This window comes from Salinarimonas chemoclinalis (assembly GCF_041514305.1).
GTDB lineage: Bacteria > Pseudomonadota > Alphaproteobacteria > Rhizobiales > Beijerinckiaceae > Salinarimonas > Salinarimonas chemoclinalis.
On the sequence record NZ_JBGMWH010000001.1, the window covers coordinates 687204 to 705408 of the forward strand.

The following is an 18205-nucleotide window of genomic DNA, read 5'->3' on the forward strand; positions in this document are numbered from 1 at the left end:
CGCAATGCGCCCACCCCCCTCAAGCCTCCGGCCGGCGGTACACCCACACCCGTGCCGGCGGCAGGTTCAGCCAGATGCGCTGGGAGGGGGTCGCCGTGTACTCGCTCGGGTGCTTGGGGATCGGCGGCACCACGGCGTAGGTGAATTGGATGAAGGGCGCGCCCGGACGCGACAGGTCGTGCGCGGCGCGCAGGAGGGCGAGGCGCTGCTCGACGGGTTTGGTGAACAGCGGCAGCGAGGAGATCGTCGCCACCGCCGGCTCGGCGAGGAGCTCGCTCACGGTGGTGCGGATGTCGTAGGCGTCGCCCTGGATCACCGTCGCGCGCGGGAAGCGGTGGCGCAGCAGACGGCAGAAGTCCGGATTGAACTCGACGAGGACGAGCCGCTCCTGCTCGATGCCGCGGTCGACGAGCGCATCGGTCACGGGACCCGTGCCGGGCCCGAGCTCGATCACGGGGCCGGGGGCGTGGGCGTCGACGTAGGCGGCCATGGTGCGGGCGAGCAGCTTGCCCGAGGGGGTGACGGCGCCGGTGACGAGGGGCCGCTCGATCCAGGAGCGCAGGAACCGGGCCTCGTCGTCGAGATCGACCGGGACCTTCTTCTGCGTTTGCCGATGGGAGCTTGGCAGCACGCCTGATTCCTTTCCTGGCGGCGGCCCGAACGCGCGGGCGAGCCGTATAGACCAACCGTACCGACGCGCGTCAAGCCCGTCCGGTTCCGCCGAAGAACTCGCGAACCCTGTTCAGGAAGCCATGGCTCTCGGGATGCGTGTCCCGCGAGCATTCCGCCTCGAACTCCTGGAGGAGCTCCTTCTGCCTTTTCGTGAGATTCTGTGGCGTCTCGATGACGACCTGGATGTGGAGGTCGCCCACGTCGCGCGAACGCAGCACCGGCATGCCCTTGCCGCGCAGGCGGAACTGCTTGCCCGTCTGCGTCCCGGCGGGGACCGTCACGCGCGCGTCCGAGCCGTCGATCGTCGGCACCGTGACCTCGCCCCCGAGCGCCGCCTTGACCATCGGGATCGGCACGCGGGCGAACAGGTCGGCCCCGTCGCGCTGGAAGAAGGAGTGCGGAGCGATCGACAGGAATATGTACAGGTCGCCCGCAGGGCCGCCGCGCAGGCCGGCCTCGCCCTCGCCGGCGAGGCGGATGCGGGTGCCTTCCTCGACGCCCGCCGGGATGTTGACCGACAGCGTGCGCTCGCGGGTGACGCGGCCGGCGCCCTGGCAGATCTCGCAGGGGTCGTCGATCACCTCGCCGCGGCCCATGCAGGTGGGGCAGGTGCGCTCGATCGTGAAGAACCCCTGCGTCGCGCGCACGCGGCCGTAGCCGTTGCAGGTGCCGCAGGTCTTGGGCTTCGAGCCGGGCTTGGCGCCGGAGCCGCCGCAGGCCTCGCAGGCGATGGCGGTGGGGATCTTCAGGTCCTCGGTGCGGCCCTTGAAGGCGTCCTCGAGCGTGATCTCGAGGTTGTAGCGCAGGTCCGCCCCGCGCTCGCGACCCGCGCCGCCGGCACCGCCGCGCGCGCCACGGCGTGGTCCGCCTTCGCCGAAGAAGTTCTCGAAGATGTCCGACATGAAGTCGGAGAAGTCCGGCCCGAAGCCGGGACCGCCGGCCGGGCCGCCGCCCGCGCCTTGAAAGGCACCGTGGCCGAAGCGGTCGTAGGCCGCGCGCTTCTGCGGGTCGGAGAGGACCTGGTAGGCCTCGTTGAGCTCCTTGAACTTGAGCTCGGCCTCGGCGTTGCCGGGATTACGATCCGGGTGCCATTGCATGGCGAGCTTTCGGAAGGCGCTCTTGAGCACCTTCTCGTCCGCCGTCTTCTCGACGCCTAGGATCTCGTAATAGTCGCGCTTCGCCATCGGGGCTTCGTGCCTTCGGTGGGGACCGTGGGAGCGGTCGTCGGGTGCCCGGAGCCGGGATCCGGGCCGGTCGTCGATCGGTGTGTCTCGCTCGCGCGCGTCCCGTTCGTCGGGACACGCGGACGCCGCGCCCGCGGAGCGTTCCCGCTCCGACGGACGCGGCGCCGTCTCGTCAGCGCGTCGTCGTCACGCGCGCTTCTTCTTGTCCTCGTCGTCGACCTCCTGGAAGTCGGCGTCGATGACGTCCTCGTCGCTCTTCTGCTCGGCCCCGCCCTCGCCGGAGGCGCCGGCGTCGCCCCCCTCGGCCTGGGCCTTGTACATGGCCTCGCCGAGCTTCATCGAGGCCTGCATCAGGTCGTTGGTGCGCGACTTGATCGTCTCGACCTCCTCGCCGCCCAGCGCCTCGCGCAGCGCGTCGATCGCGGTCTGGATGCCCTGGCGGTCGTCCTCCGAGACCTTGTCGCCGTAATCCTTGAGCGACTTCTCGGTGGAGTGGACGAGCGCCTCGCCGTGGTTCCTGGCCTCGACGAGCTCGCGGCGCTTCTTGTCCTCGGCGGCGTGCGCCTCGGCGTCCTTGACCATCTTCTCGATGTCGGCGTCCGACAGCCCGCCCGAGGCCTGGATGCGGATCGCCTGCTCCTTGCCGGTCGCCTTGTCCTTGGCCTGGACGTTGACGATGCCGTTGGCGTCGATGTCGAAGGCGACCTCGATTTGCGGCACGCCGCGCGGCGCGGGCGGGATGCCGACGAGGTCGAACTGCCCGAGCAGCTTGTTGTCCGCCGCCATCTCGCGCTCGCCCTGGAAGACCCGGATCGTCACGGCGTTCTGGTTGTCCTCGGCCGTGGAGAAGACCTGCGCCTTCTTGGTCGGGATCGTGGTGTTGCGGTCGATCAGGCGCGTGAACACGCCGCCGAGCGTCTCGATGCCGAGCGACAGCGGGGTCACGTCGAGGAGCAGCACGTCCTTGACGTCGCCCTGGAGCACGCCGGCCTGGACCGCGGCGCCGATGGCGACGACCTCGTCGGGGTTGACGCCCTTGTGCGGCTCCTTGCCGAAGAAGGACTTCACCGTCTCCTGCACCTTGGGCATGCGGGTCATGCCGCCCACGAGCACGACCTCGTCGATCTGCCCGGCGTTGAGGCCCGCGTCCTTGAGCGCCTTCTTGCAGGGCTCGACGGTGCGCTGGATCAGGTCGTCGACGAGGCTCTCGAACTTGGCGCGCGAGAGCTTGAGCGCGAGGTGCTTCGGTCCCGACGCGTCGGCGGTGATGTAGGGCAGGTTGATCTCGGTCTGCGTCGTGGACGAGAGCTCGATCTTCGCCTTCTCGGCCGCCTCCTTGAGGCGCTGGAGCGCGAGCTTGTCCTTGGTCAGGTCGATGCCCTGCTCCTTCTTGAACTCCGCCGCGAGGTACTCGACCACGCGCATGTCGAAGTCCTCGCCGCCGAGGAAGGTGTCGCCGTTGGTCGACTTCACCTCGAACACGCCGTCGCCGATCTCGAGGATCGAGATGTCGAACGTACCGCCGCCGAGATCGTAGACCGCGATCGTGCCGGTCTGCTTCTTGTCGAGGCCGTAGGCGAGCGCGGCCGCCGTCGGCTCGTTGATGATGCGCAGCACCTCGAGTCCGGCGATCTTGCCGGCGTCCTTCGTCGCCTGACGCTGGGCGTCGTTGAAGTAGGCGGGGACGGTGATCACGGCCTGGGTGACCGGCTGCCCGAGATAGCTCTCGGCGGTCTCCTTCATCTTCTGCAGCGTGAAGGCGGAGATCTGCGAGGGCGAATACTGCTTGCCGTCCGACTCGACCCAGGCGTCGCCGTTGCCGCCGCGAACGATCTTGTAGGGGACGAGCTCCTGGTCCTTCTTCGTCGTCGGATCGTCGAAGGTGCGCCCGATCAGGCGCTTGATCGCGAAGAAGGTGCGCTCCGGATTGGTGACGGCCTGGCGCTTGGCCGGCTGGCCGACGAGGCGCTCGCCCTCGTCGGTGAACGCGACGATCGAGGGCGTGGTGCGCGCGCCCTCCGCGTTCTCGACGACCTTGGGCGTCGTGCCCTCCATCACCGCGACGCAGGAGTTCGTCGTGCCCAGATCGATACCGATGACCTTACCCATGGCGGGATCCCTCACTTTCAAGCAGACCGCCGAGCCCCGAGGCGACTCGGCCCATGGCTGACTTAACGTGCCTAGCAGGTTGCTTTCGCTTGCGATGTCGAGCCGTCCGCCCCCCAGGCATTCGGCCCCTCCGTGAACGCGGCTGATATAGGCGTGCCCAAATCACGCCGCAAGGCGGGACATGGGCGGGCGGGCGCGGCGGTTCAAGGGTGCTGGTGGTTTCGACGTCGTTCGTGCACGTCGTTATCGGACCGGCGATGGACACACGAACCCGCGTCGCCTAGGGTCGCGCCATCGCAACCGTCCGGGTGCCGGTACTTGCCTTCCAGAGCCCTCCGCGTCCTCGCGTTCCAGCTGCTCGTCGGCCCGATGGCGCTCTGCGCGGCGGCGCCCGCCGGGGCGCAGCCGCTGGAGCTGCCGGGCGCGCAGTTCTCGCAGCCGCCGGCGTCCGTGCCGCAGCCGGCGGCCCCGACCGTCCCGAGCCTGCCCACCGTCCCCGACCTGTCGATCGTCCCGGCCCCGGCCGCGCCGACGGGCGTCGCCGGCGATCGGGTGCCGTCGGCCCCGCCGCCGCCGGCGGCGGACGTCACCGAGCTGACGCTCCACCGCGACGCCCGCGAGGGCGCCCTCGACATCGCCCGAGCGGCGCAGGGCCTCGCCGCGACGCTGACGTTGGAGGGCCGCGGCGTCTCCGATCCGCAGGAGGCCTGCGCGGTCACCATCGCCGAGGGCGAGGGCGGCGTCGCGCTCTCCCCCCTGGCGCCGCTCGGGCGCTACGCCCGCTACCGCCTCGCGGCCTCCGCCTGCCCTGTCGTGGTGACGCTCTTCGCGGACGCCGCGCTCCTGTGGCACGAGGGCCTCTGCACGTTCGAGGCGGCCGATTGCCGGGTCGATCCCGCCGGCGTCTGGGGGCCGCGGCCGGACGCGCTGCCGACGGACCCCGCCCGGCTCGAGCGCGACCTCGTGGAGGCCGACGAGGCCGTGCGGGCCGCCTACCGCACGCTCGCCGAGCGCAGCGCGGGTGACGCGCTGCGCGCCGTGCTCGCGGAGCAGGCGGGCTTCTCCGCCGAGCGCGTCACGGCCTGCGCCCGCTACGAGGGCGAGGAGCGCCAGGGCCTGTGCGCGGCGCGCTGGACGCAGGCCCGTGCGGCGGGGCTACAGGAGCGCCTCGGCGCGACGCCGGCGCCCGCGCCTCGGGCCGACGCGCCTGCGGCCGCGCCGGCGGGGCCGGCGCCGCTGTCGATCCTGCCCACCGACAACTGAGCGACGGCGTCAGCCGCGCCGCGCCTTCTCCCAGCGCTTCACCGCCCGCTCGCGCCGCAGGCGCGTCAGGCGGCGCAGCCAGAAGATCCCGTCGAGCTGGTCGATCTCGTGCTGCAGGCAGGCGGCGCGGAAGCCCCCCGCCGTTTCCTCGCGGGCCGTGCCGTCGAGGCCGACGTATGCGACGCGAACGGATGCGGGGCGCTCCACCTCGTCGGTGATGCCGGGCATCGACACCGAACCCTCGGTGTAGCGCGCCGTCTCGGGCGAGGCCCACGCCACCCGCGGATCGCAGTAGACCGCGGGCGACGCGTCGCCGGGCAGCTCGAGCACGACGACGCGCAGCATGGCGCCGACATGCGGGCCGGTGATGCCGACGCCCGGGGCGGCGCGCATCGTCTCGAGGAGGTCGTCGGCGAGCGCGCGGGTCTCGGCGTCGGGCGTGCCGACGGGTGCGGCGGGCGTCGCGAGCAGCGGATCGGGCCAGCGCAGGATCGCGCGTACCGGCATCAGCCCGCCTCGGAGGGCGTGCGGTCGAGCAGGCGGTCGATCGCCTGCTGGGCGGCCTCGACCTCGGCCTCGTCGGGCAGCTCGCGGCCGCCGGAATTGAGGAAGGCGCTCGCCCGGGCGATCAGGCGCCTCAGCGCCGGGCCGGTCACGTCTGCGACGTGGGCGGCGTCCTGCGGCTCGCAGGGCGGGCGCAGCGCACGGATGGCGGTCGTCGCGAGCCGGTCCATGGCGCGGGTGAGGGTCTCGAACGCCTCCCGACGGTCCTCGGGGAGCGCCTCGTAGGCCGCCCGCGCGGCGGGCGCGCGGCGCAGGTGCGAGGCGGCGAAGTAGGCGGGGTAGTCCACCGGCCGCCAGGCGGCGAGATCGTCGAACGCGCCTTCGTCCTCGGCCGCCAGCTCGACGAGCATGAGGACCTCGCTGAAGTGATTGAGATAGTCGTTCGAGAGACCGCCCGCCGTCGCGTCGGCGCCCTCGGGCGCCGGCGCCGCTCGCGTCTCGTCGATCGGGCCGTGCATGGATGGTGCGCCGTCGGGATCGGGAAGGAGACGCATCCTCGCGCACGCGACCGAATAAAGTATTACCTTCGTTCCCGACACGGGCTCCCGGACCCCGGTTCCCGCGACCACGAGGTGCGACATGTGCGGCCGGTTCATCATCACCTCGACGCCGGAGGTTTTTCGCGACGGGTTCGGCTATGCGCAGACGCCGAACTTCCCCGCGCGCTACAACGTCGCGCCGACCCAGCCCGTGCCCATCGTCGTGCACGAGAACGGCGCGCCGCAGTTCCGGCTGGTGCGCTGGGGCTTCCTGCCCTCCTGGACGAAGGACCCGAAGGACTTCCCCCTCGTCATCAACGCCCGCGCGGAGACGCTGCTCGAGAAGCCGACCTTCAAGGCGGCGATGAAGCGTCGGCGCTGCGTCTTCCTCGCCGACGGCTTCTACGAGTGGCGCCGCGAGGGCCGCGTCAAGGCGCCCTACCTCGTCCGCATGGCATCCGGCGGGCCGATGCCGATGGCCGGCCTCTGGGAGACCTACAGCGATCCGAGCGGGGGCGAGATCGACACCGCCGCCATCGTCACCACCGACGCCAACGGCACGCTCTCGGCGATCCACCACCGCATGCCGGTGATCCTCTCGCGCGAGGACGTGCCGCGCTGGCTCGACGCGACCGGCACGAGCGACGTCGAGGCCCGAGCCCTCGCGCGCCCCTGCCCGGACCCGTGGATCGCCATGGTCCCGGTCTCGCCGCGGGTGAACAAGGTGGCGAACGACGACGCGCGGAACATCGTGCCGCTCGACGGGGAAGCCCCGGCCCCGGAGGAGCCCCGCGCGGCGCGCGGGCGTGCGACGCGGAACACGGACGAGGACGGGCAGGGGCGGTTGCTGTAGGGGTCGAGGAAGCTCGGGATGGCAACGAGCGTCCTCTTGATTGACAAGTTGTCGAAGCGTCGGTAGGCATACTCAGAAGGGCGGCGGATCGCCACGTATCCCCAAGCCCGGCGGAAACACCTCCCGGCTGCGTGCATTCAGCTGCCGGGCGACTGACGAGGATGGCGATGGTCACTCGGTTTCTGCACCGCGGCCCCGAGCAGCCGACGTCCGAAAGCCCTGCCGAGCGCGACGCACGTATCCAGCGCGAGCGCGAGCTGATCGAAGAGGCGCGGCGGGAGATCGCTGACGGTCTCGCGATCGAGGGCGAGGACGCCCGCGAGCTCCTCCGGGCGTTGAGAGAGGGGCGTCCTGTCTCCATCCCGGACACCTCTTCGCCGCGGCTGCGCTGACGACTGATGCCGGCACGACTGTCGCTCGCGCCCGCGGCGGCGCGCGATCTCGATTCCATTCGCGGATGGCGAACGCAGCCTGGTGCAGGGCGGGCAGCGGCGGAGGTGCTCTTCCAGGTACTCGACGCCGTCGACGACATTGCTCTCGCACCGGTCCGGTGGGCTCCGAGCAGGAACCATCAGGGCATGCGGGTGCGCTACGTGCGGGGACACGCGATCATCTACGAAGTCGAGCCGGACCTGCCAGGCACGCCGATCGAGAATATGGACGTGCTCTTCCTGCGCGTCTTCCAGCCGGGCCAGAACCGCACCGACCTGTGATGCCTCGGCAGCGCCGCGGTCCCCGCCACTTTCCTCCCGCGCCCGGCCGTCCTATACCCCCATGGCACGCGGGAGGAGAGCGGGATGAGCGACATGCGGCTCGCGGTGGTCGGCGCGTCCGGGCGGATGGGCCGGACACTGGTGCGGACGATCGCCGAGACGCCGGGCTGCGTCCTCTCCGGCGCCTTCGAGCGCCCGGGGGCGGACGGGGTCGGCGCGGACGCCGGCGTGCTCGCCGGGCTGCCGCCGCTCGGCGTCGCCGTCGGCGACGATCCCGAGCGCGCGCTCGAGGGCGCCGAAGCGGTGATCGACTTCACCGCCCCCGCCGCCACGACGGCGCTCGCCGGCCTGTGCGCCGCGCGCGGGATCGCGCACGTCGTCGGCACCACGGGCCTCTCCGCCGACGATCTTTCCGCCCTGCGCGAGGCCGCGCGGCGCTGCTGCGTCGTCCAGTCCGGCAACATGTCGCTCGGCGTGAACCTGCTCGCGAGCCTGGTGCGGCGGGCCGCGCGCGCGCTCGGGCCGGAGTTCGACGTCGAGATCGTCGAGATGCACCATCGCCACAAGGTCGACGCCCCCTCCGGCACCGCGCTGCTGCTGGGCTCGGCCGCGGCGGAGGGCCGCGGCGTGTCGCTCGACGAGAAGGCCGTGCGCAGCCGCGACGGGCACGTCGGCCCCCGGCGCGAGGGCGACATCGGTTTCGCCACCCTCCGCGGCGGCTCCGTCGTCGGCGAGCATGCAGTGATCCTCGCAGGGTCCGGCGAGCGCATCGAGCTGCGCCACGTCGCCGAGGACCGCGGCCTGTTCGCCCGCGGCGCGGTGCAGGCGGCGCTATGGGCGCGGGGACGCACGCCCGGCTTCCATTCCATGGCCGACGTGCTCGGCCTCGATTGACGACGTCCCCCTCACATCCCCTCACGAACGAGAAGGACCAGTCCCCCATGGAGCGTCTCCTCGTGCTCGCCCGCCACGGGCAGAGCGACTGGAACAAGAAGAACCTCTTCACCGGCTGGAAGGACCCCGACCTCACCGAGCTCGGCGTCGAGGAGGCCGAGCTCGGCGGGCGGCGGCTGAAGGAGCGCGGCTACGCGTTCGACGTCGCCTTCACCTCCGCGCTGTCGCGCGCGCAGCGCACCTGCGCGATCATGCTCGGCGAACTCGGCCAGCCGGGCCTCGAGACCATCGCCGACGCCGCCATCAACGAGCGCGACTACGGCGACCTCGCGGGCCTGAACAAGGACGACGCCCGCGCCAGGTGGGGCGAGGAGCAGGTCTTCCTGTGGCGGCGCTCCTACGACGTCCAGCCGCCGGGCGGGGAGAGCCTCAAGGACACGGTCGCGCGCGTGCTGCCCTACTACATCCGCGAGATCCTCCCCCGCGTGATGCGTGGGCAGAGGGTGCTCGTCGCAGCCCACGGCAATTCCCTGCGCGCGCTGATGATGGTGCTCGACGGGATGACGACGGAGGAGGTCTCCAAGCTCGAGCTGCCCACGGGCATCCCCTTCGTCTACCGCCTCGGGGAGGACACGCGCGTCGTCTCCAAGGAGACGATCGACACGTGAGCGCCCCGCGGCTCGCGCTGGCGCCGGGGCTGCTCCACGTCCCCGGCTACCTCGATCGGGACGCGCAGGCGCGCCTGCGCGACGCCGTGCGCGCCGTGGTGCGCGCCGCGCCGCTGTTCACGCCGCGCATGCCGCGCACGGGAAAGCCCTTCTCCGTGCGCATGACGAACTGCGGCGACCTCGGCTGGGTGTCCGACGAGGCGGGCTATCGCTACCAGCCGTTCCATCCGGCGACCGGCGCGCCCTGGCCGGCGATGCCCGACATCGTCCGCGAGGCCTGGGAGGCGCTCGCCGGCCATCCCCATCCGCCGCAGGCCTGCCTGATCAACTGGTACGAGCCGAGCGCGCGCATGGGCCTGCACCAGGATCGCGACGAGGCCGATCTCGAGGCGCCGGTGGTCTCGCTCTCGCTCGGCGACACGGCGGTGTTCCGGTTCGGCGGCACCGAGCGCAAGGCGCCCACGCGCTCGATCCGGCTGGCGTCGGGCGACGCGGTCGTGATCGGCGGCGCCTCGCGGCTCGCCTTCCACGGCGTCGACCGCATCCTGCCCGGCACCGCGACGCTGCTCGACGCGCCCGGGCGCATCAACCTCACCCTGCGCCGCGTGACCCCGCCCGGCCGCCCCGACGCCCCGATCGGAGGACCCCCATGACAGCACGCCCCCGCCGCATTCGCCGCGGCCTGCGCTCCGCCACCGCCGCCGTTCTCGCGCTCGCGACGCTCGCGAGCGGACCGGCCCTCTCCCAGCAGGGCGAGGCGTCCGCGGCGGCGCCGTCCGACACGCGTCCCGTGGACCGGCTCACCTTCCTCCCCGGAGCCTCGATCGGCGTCGCGCCGCTCCCGGGCATGCGGCCTTCGACGCGCTTCCTCGGTTTCGAGAACCCGCAGGACGGCACCTTCATCGCGCTCGTCACCGCGCCCCCCGAGGAGTGGGACGCGATCTCGCGGCGCTACGCGCTCGAGAACCTGCCTCCACAGGGCTACTCCGATCCGCAGCGCCAGGAGATCACGATCGAAGGCGCGTCCGAGGCGTTCCTGGTCTCGGGCGAGCAGCGGCTCCAGCAGAGCCTCTCGGTCGACAAGTGGGTCGTCGCGGCGCGCACGCCCGAGCAGGTCGCCCTCGTGATCGCCCAGCGGGTCCCGCTCCAGCCGGCCTACACCCGCCAGGCGATCGAGGCGGCGCTCGCGACGATCACGCTGCGCGCGCCGCCCGGGCTCGACGAGCAGATCGCCGCGCTCCCCTTCGCCATCGGGGATCGCGCGGGCTTCCGTCCGGTGCGCGTGACGGGCGGCAACTCCATCCTCCTCACCGAAGGCGAGAACAACGTCGTGGAGGCCGCGAACCAGCCGATCGTGATCGTCGCCGCCTCGCAGGAGATGTCGCCGCCGGAGGATCGCCGCGACGATTTCGCACGCCGCGCCGTCTTGGGCCTCGCCGGCCTCTCGGACGTGCGGATCGAGCGCTCGCAGGGCTTTCGCCAGGACAATTCCGATTGGCACGAGATCCAGGCGACGGCCACCGAGCGCTCCGGCGTGCCGGTCGTCGTGCAGCAGACCCTGCGCTTCACCGACGGGGGCTTCATCCGCGTGCTGGGCGTGGCGAAGGACGCCGAGCGCGAGACCTGGACGCCACGCTTCCGCGCCCTCGCCGATTCCCTGGCGCCGCGCTGAGGCGCCGTCGCTACTCGATCCGCGCCGCATCGGGCCGCTCGACGGCGCGGGTAACCTGCAGCCGAAGCATGATCACCGACGCGCCGAGCGCCCAGACCGCACCGATCGTCCAGCCGGCGAGGACGTCGGTCGGCCAGTGGACGCCGAGGTAGACCCGGCTCGCCCCGACGAGGAGCGTCAGAAGCACGGCCACCGTGACGAGGTAGATCCGCAGCCGCCGCCGCGTCAGCACCCGCGAGACCAGCGCCGACAGCGTCAGGTAGACCGTCGCCGACATCATCGAGTGCCCCGAGGGAAAACTCGCCGTGTAGACGATGCTGCCGTGGGGCACGAGGTCGGGCCGCGGCCGGTCGAAGCCGGACTTGAGCAGCGTCGAGAGCAGGATGCCCCCGCCGATCGCCAGCGCGACCGCGAGCGCGGCGCGCGGCAGCTTCGCCACGAGCAGGAACACGACGGCGATCGCGGTCAGGAGCGTCAGCACGCCGGTTCCGCCGAGCGCGGTGAAGTCGCGCATCATCTCCTCGAACCAGCCGGGGCCGATCGGGTCGGAGAGGTCGCCGGGCACGCGCAGAGCGACGAGGATCGCCTCGTCGATCGCATGCGTCTCGCCCTCCAGCACCTCGTCGGCCAGCGCGATGAAGCCCCACACGCCCCCGGCGAGGAGTGCGAGGACCAGGAGCGTCGCGCGGTTCTCGAGGACGGTGGCGAGGAGGAGGCGGCCATGCTTCATCGCCGTCGCAACGCGAAGCCCCCGCCGATCGATCCCGTCGCCGCTCATCGCCTCAGCCGCGGTAGGGCGGCTTGTCCCAGCCGCTGGGCGAGAGGGTGAAGATCTCGCAGCCCGTCTCGGTCACGCCGACCGTGTGCTCGAATTGTGCCGAGAGCGAGCGGTCCCGGGTCACCGCGGTCCAGCCGTCGCCCAGCACCTTCACGTGGGGGCGGCCGAGGTTGATCATGGGCTCGATCGTGAAGAGCATGCCGGGCTCGAGCGGCACGTCGTAGGCGGGCTCGACGAAGTGCAGGATCGTCGGCGCGTCGTGGAAGACGCGGCCGAGCCCGTGGCCGCAGAAGTCGCGCACGACCGAGCAGCGCTCGCCCTCGGCATAGGCCTGGATCGCCGCGCCGATGGCGTTCGTCGTGGCGCCGGGCTTCACCGCGGCGATGCCGCGCATCAGCGCTTCCCAGGTGATCTCGCACAGCCGCTCGGCCCTGCGTGGAACCGCGCCGACGTAGAACATCCGGCTCGAATCGCCGTGCCAGCCGTCGACGATGAGGGTGATGTCGATGTTGACGATGTCGCCGTCGCGCAGCGGCTTGTCGTTGGGGATGCCGTGGCAGACCACGTGGTTGATCGAGGTGCAGATCGCCTTCGGATAGCCGCGGTAGAACAGCGGCGCCGGATAGGCGCCGTGGTCCATGGCGAACTCGAAGGCGAGCTTGTCGAGCGCGTCGGTGGTGACGCCCGGCGCGACGTGCTCGACCATCAGATCGAGCGCCTTGGCCGTGAGCTGCCCGGCGCGGCGCATCGCCTCGAAGGCCTCCGGCCCGTGGATCGGCGGCGTCTTGCCGCCGGCGCGGCGTTCGATCTCGTCGGTCTCGTCGAGGGTCATCGCATCCTGTTCCTGTCGGGGGAGACCATAAGCCCCGCGGCCGCCCCGCGCAAAGGGCGGCGTGCCGTCACGCTTGCCCCGTCGCGCCGGGGATGGCAGGAAGGCGCGCCTCCGGTGCGCCGCCCCCGCTCGCGCCATCCGCCCGGCGGCAGACGAGGTCGAGATCCGTGACGAACGAGCCCGCGCCCTACGGCGCCCATTCCCCCGACGGCCTGGTGCGCTGGCTCATCGAGCGGACCCGCGCGGCCGGCGACGGCTGGCTGTCGAAGCGCGTCTCCTTCCTCCTGCGGCGTCTCGCCGTCAAGCGGCTGGCGGGACGTCCCGTCGACATCGAGACGCTGGGGGCGAAGTTCCGGCTCTGGCCCTACAACAATGTCTGCGAGAAGCGAATCCTGTTCACGCCGCAGTATTTCGACGGGCTGGAGCGGGAGATCCTGGCCGCGCGCATCGGGCCGGGGTTCACGTTCATCGACATCGGCGCGAACATCGGCGCCTACGCGCTCTTCGTCGCCGCCCGCGCCGGGCGGGACGCGCGCATCCTGTGCGTCGAGCCGCAGCCCGACGTGTTCGACCGGCTCGTCTACAACGTGCGCCTCAATCCCTTCGCCACGGTCAAGGCGATCGACTGCGCCGTGGCGGACAAGGCGGGCGAACTCACGCTCTTCCTCGAGCCGTCGAACTCCGGCGAGACCTCGATGAAGATCGTCGGCTCCGGCGGCGCGAGCGCCATCCGCGTGCCGGCGACGACACTGCTCGACCTCGTGCGGCGCGAGGGCTTCGAGCGCGTCGACGCGATCAAGCTCGACGTCGAGGGCGCCGAGGACGTGATCCTCGAGCCCTTCCTGCGCGAGGCGCCCCGCGACCTCTGGCCGAGCCTGATGATCGTCGAGGACGGCTCCGGCCGCTGGCAGGTCGACCTCGCCCGCATCGTCCAGGACGCGGGCTACCGCATCGTGGCGAAGACGAAGCTGAACTTCGTCTTCGAACGCGTCGGCTCCCCGTAGGAGCGGGCCGCCGCGCCCGTCCGGCCCGGGGCCGCGCGACGGAGCACCGCGGGAGGATCACGCAGCCGCCTTCCCCTCCGCGATCTTCACCAGGTTGCGCAGGATCGACTTCGTCACCTTCAGCCGTCGGTCGACCTCCTCGACGTCGCGGGAGAAGACGATCTTCATGTCCGGGCGCACCTTCGCCGCCGGGCCCTGCTCGGCGACATAGGCCACGAGCCCCTGCGGGTTCGCGAAGGAGTTGTCGCGGAAGGCGACGACGATGCCCTTCGCTCCCGCATCGATCTTCTCGATGTTGGCGCGCCGGCAGAGCAGCTTGATCGCCATCACCTCGAGCAATTGGTCCACCTCCGGCGGGCGCGCGCCGAAGCGGTCGACGAGCTCGGCGCCGAAGGCCTCGATGTCCTCCAGGACGTCGAGGGAGGCGAGCCGGCGGTAGAGGTTGAGGCGCACCTGCAGGTCGGCGATGTAGCTCTCCGGGATCATCACCGGCGCGCCCAGCGCGATGTTGGGCGACCACTGGTCCTCGACCGGCTCGTCCGCGCCCTCCTTGAGCTGGGCGACGGCGTCCTCCAGCATCTGCTGGTAGAGCTCGTAGCCCACTTCCTTGATGTGGCCGGACTGCTCGTCGCCCAGGAGGTTGCCCGCGCCGCGGATGTCGAGGTCGTGCGAGGCGAGCTGGAAGCCCGCGCCCAGCGTCTCCAGCGATTGCAGCACCTTGAGCCGACGCTCGGCCTGCACCGTGAGCGTGCGGTTCGCCGGCACGGTGAAGAGCGCGTAGGCGCGGGTCTTGGCGCGCCCGACGCGCCCGCGCAGCTGGTAGAGCTGGGCGAGCCCGAACATGTCGGCGCGGTGGACGATCAGCGTGTTGGCGGTGGGGATGTCGAGGCCCGATTCGACGATCGTGGTCGAGAGCAGGATGTCGAACTTGCCCTCGTAGAACGCCGTCATCACGTCCTCGAGCTGGGTCGCCGCCATCTGGCCGTGGGCGACCGCGACCTTCGCCTCCGGCATCTCGCGGTCGAGGAACTCCTTCACCTCGGCGATGTCCTCGATGCGCGGCACGACGTAGAAGGACTGCCCGCCGCGGTAGCGCTCGCGCAGCAGAGCCTCGCGCACCAGCAGCGGGTCGAAGGGCGTCACGAAGGTGCGCACGGCGAGGCGATCCACGGGGGGCGTCGCGATGATCGAGAGCTCGCGCACGCCCGTCAGAGCCAGCTGGAGCGTGCGCGGGATCGGCGTCGCCGACAAGGTCAGCATGTGCACCTCGGCGCGCAGCTCCTTCAGGCGCTCCTTGTGGACGACGCCGAAATGCTGCTCCTCGTCCACGACGACGAGGCCGAGATCGCGGAAGCTCACCGTCTTCCCGAGCAGCGCGTGGGTGCCGACCACGATGTCCATCGTGCCGTCGGCGAGGCCCTCCTTCACCCGCTTCGTCTCCGCCGTGCCGACGAAGCGCGAGGCGTGGCCGACCTGGACGGGCAGGCCCTTGAAGCGCTCGGAGAAGGTCTTGAAGTGCTGGCGCGCGAGCAGCGTGGTGGGTGCCACGACGGCCACCTGTTTGCCCGCCATGGCGCAGGCGAAGGCGGCGCGCAGCGCCACCTCCGTCTTGCCGAAGCCGACGTCGCCGCACACGAGCCGGTCCATCGGGCGGCCCGAGGCCATGTCGGTCAGCACCGCGTCGATGGCGGCGAGCTGGTCCTCGGTCTCCTCGAAGGGGAAGCGTGCGGCGAACTCGTCGTAGAGCCCCTCCGCGGGGGCGAGCTTCGGGGCCTCCTTGAGGATGCGGGCGGCCGCGATCTGGATGAGCTGCCCCGCCATCTCGCGGATGCGCTTCTTCATCTTGGCCTTGCGGGCCTGCCAGGCGCCGCCGCCGAGCTTGTCGAGCTGGACCTCGGTGTCCTCCGACCCGTAGCGGGTCAGGAGCTCGATGTTCTCCACGGGCAGGAACAGCCGGTCGCCGCCGGCATAGTGCAGCTCCAGGCAGTCGTGCGGCGCGCCCGCGGCCTCGATGGTCTTCAGCCCCACGAAGCGGCCGATGCCGTGGTCGGCATGGACCACGACATCGCCCATGGTGAGCGCGGAGACCTCCGAGAGCACGTCCTGCGGGCGCTTGGACCGCCGGCGCGGGCGCACCAGGCGGTCGCCCAGGATGTCCTGCTCGCCGATGACGGCGAGCCCGTCCGTCTCGAAGCCCGCCTCGATGCCGAGGACGGCGAGCGCCACCTCGTCGCGGGCGAGCTCCATCGTCTCGGCGAGGCGCCGCACCGGCTTCGTGCGGCCGATGCCGTGGTCGGCCACGACATGGCCGAGGCGCTCGCGCGAGCCCTCCGACCAGGCGGCGAGCACGACGATCTTGCCGGCCTGCTGGAGCGCGCGCACGTGCGCGGCGGCGGCCTCGAACACGTTCGTGCCCTCCGCCTCCCGCTCGGCGGTGAAGGCGCGCCCGCGCCGGGCGCCGCAATCGACGACGAGCCGGGTGTCGGTCGGCGGCAGCGCGAAGGGCGTGACACGCACGGTCGACCCGCCCTCGAGCCGCGCGGCCCATTCGGCGGGCGAGAGGTAGAGCGCGTCCGCGGCGAGCGGGTTGTAGGGCGCGACGCCGGGCTGGCGCTCGTGCGCCTGCTGCCGGCGCGCGTCGTGATAATCGCGGATCGTGGCGAGCCGCTCGGCGGCGGCGTCCTCGGCCTGGTGGTCGAGCACGATCGGCGCGCCCTCGACATAGGCGAACAGCGTGTCGAGCCGCTCGTAGAACAGCGGCATCCAGTGCTCGAGCCCGGCATAGCGCCGCCCTTCCGAGATCGCCTCGTAGAGCAGGTCGTCGCGCCCGGGCGCGCCGAACGCCGCCGCGTAGCCCTGGCGGAAGCGCTTGATGGAGGCCGAGGTGAGCTGCACCTCGGACATCGGCACGAAGTCGAGGCCGCGCATCGTCGTCGTGGTGCGCTGCGTCTCCGGGTCGAAGGCGCGGATCGACTCGAGTGAGTCCCCGAAGAAGTCGAGCCGCACCGGTGCCGCGAGGCCCGGCGCCCACAGGTCGATGATGCCCCCGCGCACGGCGTACTCGCCGGTCTCCTGCACCGTGCCGGTGCGCAGGAAGCCGTTGACCTCGAGCCATTGCACGATGGAGTCCATGGCGATGACGTTGCCGGGCTGGGCCGAGAACGTGTCCGCCAGGATGCGCGCCTTGGGCACGGTGCGCTGGAGGAGCGCGTTCACCGTCGTCGAGAGGATGCGCGGCCGCTCGGGGCTCGACTTCGTGCGCGCGAGCCGCGCCAGCGTCGTCATGCGCTGGGCGGAGACGGCGCCGGCGGGCGAGACGCGGTCGTAGGGCTGGCAATCCCAGGCGGGGAAGGAGAGCACCTCGAGGCGCGGCGCCACGAAGGCCAGCGCCCGCTCCAGCGCCTGCGCCCGCTGCCCGTCCCGCGCCACGTGGACGAGGATGGCCGAGCGCTCCGCCTTCTCCTTGAGCCCCAGCGCCAACGCGCCGAGCGCCATGGCGTCGAATCCGTCGGGCGCGCTCGCGAGCGTGAGGCTCTCCCCCGCGGCGACGAGTTCGACCGCGCGCTTGGGCAGGAGGGACAGGGACGCGCGGGGCGCGGGCGCTTTTGCCATGGGTCTCGGGTGTCGTAGCGGTGCGAGAACGCCCGCGCGCCCGCCGCGGGTTCCGGCGGGCGCCCGGGGGAGGAGAGGGCCGGGATCAGGCGTGGATCGGCGCGCCGTGGGTGTGGAAGTCCTTCAGCCGCCGGAACAGCGGCGTGTCGTAGTTCGCCGGCGTCTCGTCCTCGCCGGTGATCCAGCGGAACAGGTCGCGGTCGGGCACCTCGATCAGCGCCTCGAACGTGTCGAGCTCGGCCTCGGTGAAGCCCCCGATCTCGGCGTCGGCGAAGCGGCCCATGATCAGGTCCATCTCGCGGATGCCGCGATGCCAGGAGCGGAACAGGATCTTGCGCCTCCGCGGATCGAGGTCGGCGCTCGTGCGCATGGTGCCGGTCATGGGGGCGCTCCGGAGGTTCGGGTGGTCCGGGGCGGTATATAGCCGGTGGGGCGGGGATTGGAAGCGCGGTGGGGGTGGGGCAGGGCGATCGGGTGAAAGAACCACGGAGGTTCGTTCAGCGTGCGCGGGAGCGCGCGCGTCCTCGAAACGCCGATCGAGCCGTCTCACGCCGCGGCGTTCCACGCCGCGCGACGAGCACCTGTGGTTCCGGATCCCGGACTTGGCTATCGCAATCCGGGATGACAGCCCCCTCAGAACGCCTTGAACGTGATCACCGTCTTCGTATCGTCGATCTCGGGGATCGTCTGCACCTTCTGCGCCACGAAGTGGCCGATGTCGAGGTCGCGGTCGATGTGGAATTTGGCGATGATGTCGTAGTCGCCGGCGGTGGAGTAGATCTCGGACGCGATCTCGCGGTCGGCCAGCTCGCGGGCGACGTCGTAGGTCTTGCCGAGCTTGCACTTGATCTCGACGAAGAAGGTCTGCACGGCGCGGGCTCCCGGGGCTGTCGGACGACACGCCCTTG

The 18205-nt window shown here is 71.6% G+C and carries 19 protein-coding genes; 9 read left to right on the forward strand and 10 right to left on the reverse strand.

Features of this window, described 5'->3' with window-relative positions; genetic code table 11:
- Nucleotides 1–19: 19 nt before the first annotated feature.
- From AB9M23_RS03115 to dnaK, 3 genes are all read right to left on the reverse strand, one after another.
- Entirely contained in the window at nt 20–631 is a 612-nt protein-coding gene (locus tag AB9M23_RS03115) for a class I SAM-dependent methyltransferase (RefSeq protein WP_372422372.1), read from the reverse strand.
- Nucleotides 632–701: 70 nt separating this feature from the next.
- A complete protein-coding gene (gene dnaJ, locus AB9M23_RS03120; RefSeq protein ID WP_372422374.1) occupies nt 702–1856 on the reverse strand; it encodes a molecular chaperone DnaJ in 1155 nt (384 codons plus the stop codon).
- A 186-nt stretch (nt 1857–2042) separates the two neighbouring features.
- Complete coding sequence (gene dnaK, locus AB9M23_RS03125; RefSeq protein ID WP_372422376.1) at nt 2043–3965, reverse strand: molecular chaperone DnaK; 1923 nt, start codon at nt 3963–3965, stop codon at nt 2043–2045.
- A 318-nt stretch (nt 3966–4283) separates the two neighbouring features.
- On the opposite strand from dnaK, the gene AB9M23_RS03130 reads away from it, so the two are divergent.
- The gene (locus AB9M23_RS03130; RefSeq protein WP_372422378.1) at nt 4284–5228 is read left to right on the forward strand and encodes a hypothetical protein; all 945 of its coding nucleotides are present in this window, start codon (nt 4284–4286) and stop codon (nt 5226–5228) included.
- A 9-nt stretch (nt 5229–5237) separates the two neighbouring features.
- On the opposite strand, the gene AB9M23_RS03135 is transcribed toward AB9M23_RS03130, so the two are convergent.
- Together AB9M23_RS03135 and AB9M23_RS03140 are read right to left on the reverse strand one after the other, a co-directional pair.
- Entirely contained in the window at nt 5238–5735 is a 498-nt protein-coding gene (locus tag AB9M23_RS03135; protein WP_372422380.1) for a peptide deformylase, read from the reverse strand.
- Nucleotides 5735–6286, reverse strand: a complete 552-nt coding sequence (locus tag AB9M23_RS03140) for a hypothetical protein (protein ID WP_372422382.1) — start codon at nt 6284–6286, stop codon at nt 5735–5737. The genes AB9M23_RS03135 and AB9M23_RS03140 overlap by 1 nt, the downstream gene beginning before the upstream one ends.
- Nucleotides 6287–6371: 85 nt before the next feature.
- Between AB9M23_RS03140 and AB9M23_RS03145 the strand changes: the two genes are divergently transcribed.
- The 7 genes from AB9M23_RS03145 to AB9M23_RS03175 all read left to right on the forward strand — a co-directional run bounded on the left by AB9M23_RS03145 (nt 6372) and on the right by AB9M23_RS03175 (nt 11071).
- Nucleotides 6372–7124: an SOS response-associated peptidase gene (locus AB9M23_RS03145; protein WP_372422384.1), complete on the forward strand. Its 753-nt coding sequence runs from the start codon at nt 6372–6374 to the stop codon at nt 7122–7124.
- Between the two features lie 161 nt (nt 7125–7285).
- Entirely contained in the window at nt 7286–7516 is a 231-nt protein-coding gene (locus tag AB9M23_RS03150; protein ID WP_372422386.1) for a hypothetical protein, read from the forward strand.
- A 186-nt stretch (nt 7517–7702) separates the two neighbouring features.
- Nucleotides 7703–7837 carry a hypothetical protein gene (locus AB9M23_RS03155; RefSeq protein ID WP_372422388.1) on the forward strand — a complete coding sequence of 45 codons (135 nt, stop codon included), beginning with the start codon at nt 7703–7705 and terminating at the stop codon, nt 7835–7837.
- Between the two features lie 84 nt (nt 7838–7921).
- Nucleotides 7922–8731 carry a 4-hydroxy-tetrahydrodipicolinate reductase gene (dapB, locus tag AB9M23_RS03160; RefSeq protein WP_372422390.1) on the forward strand — a complete coding sequence of 270 codons (810 nt, stop codon included), beginning with the start codon at nt 7922–7924 and terminating at the stop codon, nt 8729–8731.
- 47 nt (nt 8732–8778) lie between these two features.
- Nucleotides 8779–9399 (forward strand): 2,3-bisphosphoglycerate-dependent phosphoglycerate mutase, encoded by a 621-nt coding sequence (locus AB9M23_RS03165; RefSeq protein ID WP_372422392.1) that lies wholly within the window; start codon nt 8779–8781, stop codon nt 9397–9399.
- The gene (locus AB9M23_RS03170) at nt 9396–10052 is read left to right on the forward strand and encodes an alpha-ketoglutarate-dependent dioxygenase AlkB family protein (RefSeq protein WP_372422394.1); all 657 of its coding nucleotides are present in this window, start codon (nt 9396–9398) and stop codon (nt 10050–10052) included. Before AB9M23_RS03165 ends, AB9M23_RS03170 begins: the two co-directional genes overlap by 4 nt.
- The gene (locus AB9M23_RS03175) at nt 10049–11071 is read left to right on the forward strand and encodes a hypothetical protein (protein WP_372422396.1); all 1023 of its coding nucleotides are present in this window, start codon (nt 10049–10051) and stop codon (nt 11069–11071) included. Before AB9M23_RS03170 ends, AB9M23_RS03175 begins: the two co-directional genes overlap by 4 nt.
- Before the next feature lie 10 nt (nt 11072–11081).
- Here the strand turns inward: AB9M23_RS03175 and AB9M23_RS03180 are convergent, their stop codons facing one another.
- Together AB9M23_RS03180 and map are read right to left on the reverse strand one after the other, a co-directional pair.
- A complete protein-coding gene (locus AB9M23_RS03180; RefSeq protein WP_372422398.1) occupies nt 11082–11801 on the reverse strand; it encodes a phosphatase PAP2 family protein in 720 nt (239 codons plus the stop codon).
- A 52-nt stretch (nt 11802–11853) separates the two neighbouring features.
- Complete coding sequence (gene map, locus AB9M23_RS03185) at nt 11854–12681, reverse strand: type I methionyl aminopeptidase (protein ID WP_372422400.1); 828 nt, start codon at nt 12679–12681, stop codon at nt 11854–11856.
- A gap of 167 nt (nt 12682–12848) precedes the next feature.
- On the opposite strand from map, the gene AB9M23_RS03190 reads away from it, so the two are divergent.
- Complete coding sequence (locus AB9M23_RS03190; RefSeq protein ID WP_372422401.1) at nt 12849–13685, forward strand: FkbM family methyltransferase; 837 nt, start codon at nt 12849–12851, stop codon at nt 13683–13685.
- Nucleotides 13686–13742: 57 nt separating this feature from the next.
- On the opposite strand, the gene mfd is transcribed toward AB9M23_RS03190, so the two are convergent.
- The 3 genes from mfd to AB9M23_RS03205 form a co-directional block, all read right to left on the reverse strand.
- Nucleotides 13743–17297, reverse strand: a complete 3555-nt coding sequence (gene mfd / locus AB9M23_RS03195) for a transcription-repair coupling factor (protein ID WP_372422403.1) — start codon at nt 17295–17297, stop codon at nt 13743–13745.
- 85 nt (nt 17298–17382) lie between these two features.
- Entirely contained in the window at nt 17383–17679 is a 297-nt protein-coding gene (locus AB9M23_RS03200) for an FAD assembly factor SdhE (protein ID WP_372422404.1), read from the reverse strand.
- A 251-nt stretch (nt 17680–17930) separates the two neighbouring features.
- On the reverse strand, nt 17931–18167 hold the full coding sequence (locus AB9M23_RS03205) for an Lrp/AsnC ligand binding domain-containing protein (RefSeq protein ID WP_372422406.1): 237 nt from the start codon (nt 18165–18167) through the stop codon (nt 17931–17933).
- Nucleotides 18168–18205: the final 38 nt, after the last annotated feature.

Excerpts from the sequence above, each read along its gene's own strand:
- AB9M23_RS03150 (WP_372422386.1), top strand. The coding sequence starts at position 7,286 with ATGGCGATGGTCACTCGGTTTCTGCACCGCGGCCCCGAGCAGCCGACG.
- AB9M23_RS03180 (WP_372422398.1), bottom strand. The coding sequence starts at position 11,801 with ATGAAGCATGGCCGCCTCCTCCTCGCCACCGTCCTCGAGAACCGCGCG.
- AB9M23_RS03140 (WP_372422382.1), bottom strand. The coding sequence starts at position 6,286 with ATGCGTCTCCTTCCCGATCCCGACGGCGCACCATCCATGCACGGCCCG.
- map (WP_372422400.1), bottom strand. The coding sequence starts at position 12,681 with ATGACCCTCGACGAGACCGACGAGATCGAACGCCGCGCCGGCGGCAAG.
- mfd (WP_372422403.1), bottom strand. The coding sequence starts at position 17,297 with ATGGCAAAAGCGCCCGCGCCCCGCGCGTCCCTGTCCCTCCTGCCCAAG.
- AB9M23_RS03145 (WP_372422384.1), top strand. The coding sequence starts at position 6,372 with ATGTGCGGCCGGTTCATCATCACCTCGACGCCGGAGGTTTTTCGCGAC.
- dapB (WP_372422390.1), top strand. The coding sequence starts at position 7,922 with ATGAGCGACATGCGGCTCGCGGTGGTCGGCGCGTCCGGGCGGATGGGC.
- AB9M23_RS03165 (WP_372422392.1), top strand. The coding sequence starts at position 8,779 with ATGGAGCGTCTCCTCGTGCTCGCCCGCCACGGGCAGAGCGACTGGAAC.
- AB9M23_RS03200 (WP_372422404.1), bottom strand. The coding sequence starts at position 17,679 with ATGACCGGCACCATGCGCACGAGCGCCGACCTCGATCCGCGGAGGCGC.
- AB9M23_RS03175 (WP_372422396.1), top strand. The coding sequence starts at position 10,049 with ATGACAGCACGCCCCCGCCGCATTCGCCGCGGCCTGCGCTCCGCCACC.
- AB9M23_RS03155 (WP_372422388.1), top strand. The coding sequence starts at position 7,703 with ATGCGGGTGCGCTACGTGCGGGGACACGCGATCATCTACGAAGTCGAG.
- dnaK (WP_372422376.1), bottom strand. The coding sequence starts at position 3,965 with ATGGGTAAGGTCATCGGTATCGATCTGGGCACGACGAACTCCTGCGTC.
- AB9M23_RS03135 (WP_372422380.1), bottom strand. The coding sequence starts at position 5,735 with ATGCCGGTACGCGCGATCCTGCGCTGGCCCGATCCGCTGCTCGCGACG.
- dnaJ (WP_372422374.1), bottom strand. The coding sequence starts at position 1,856 with ATGGCGAAGCGCGACTATTACGAGATCCTAGGCGTCGAGAAGACGGCG.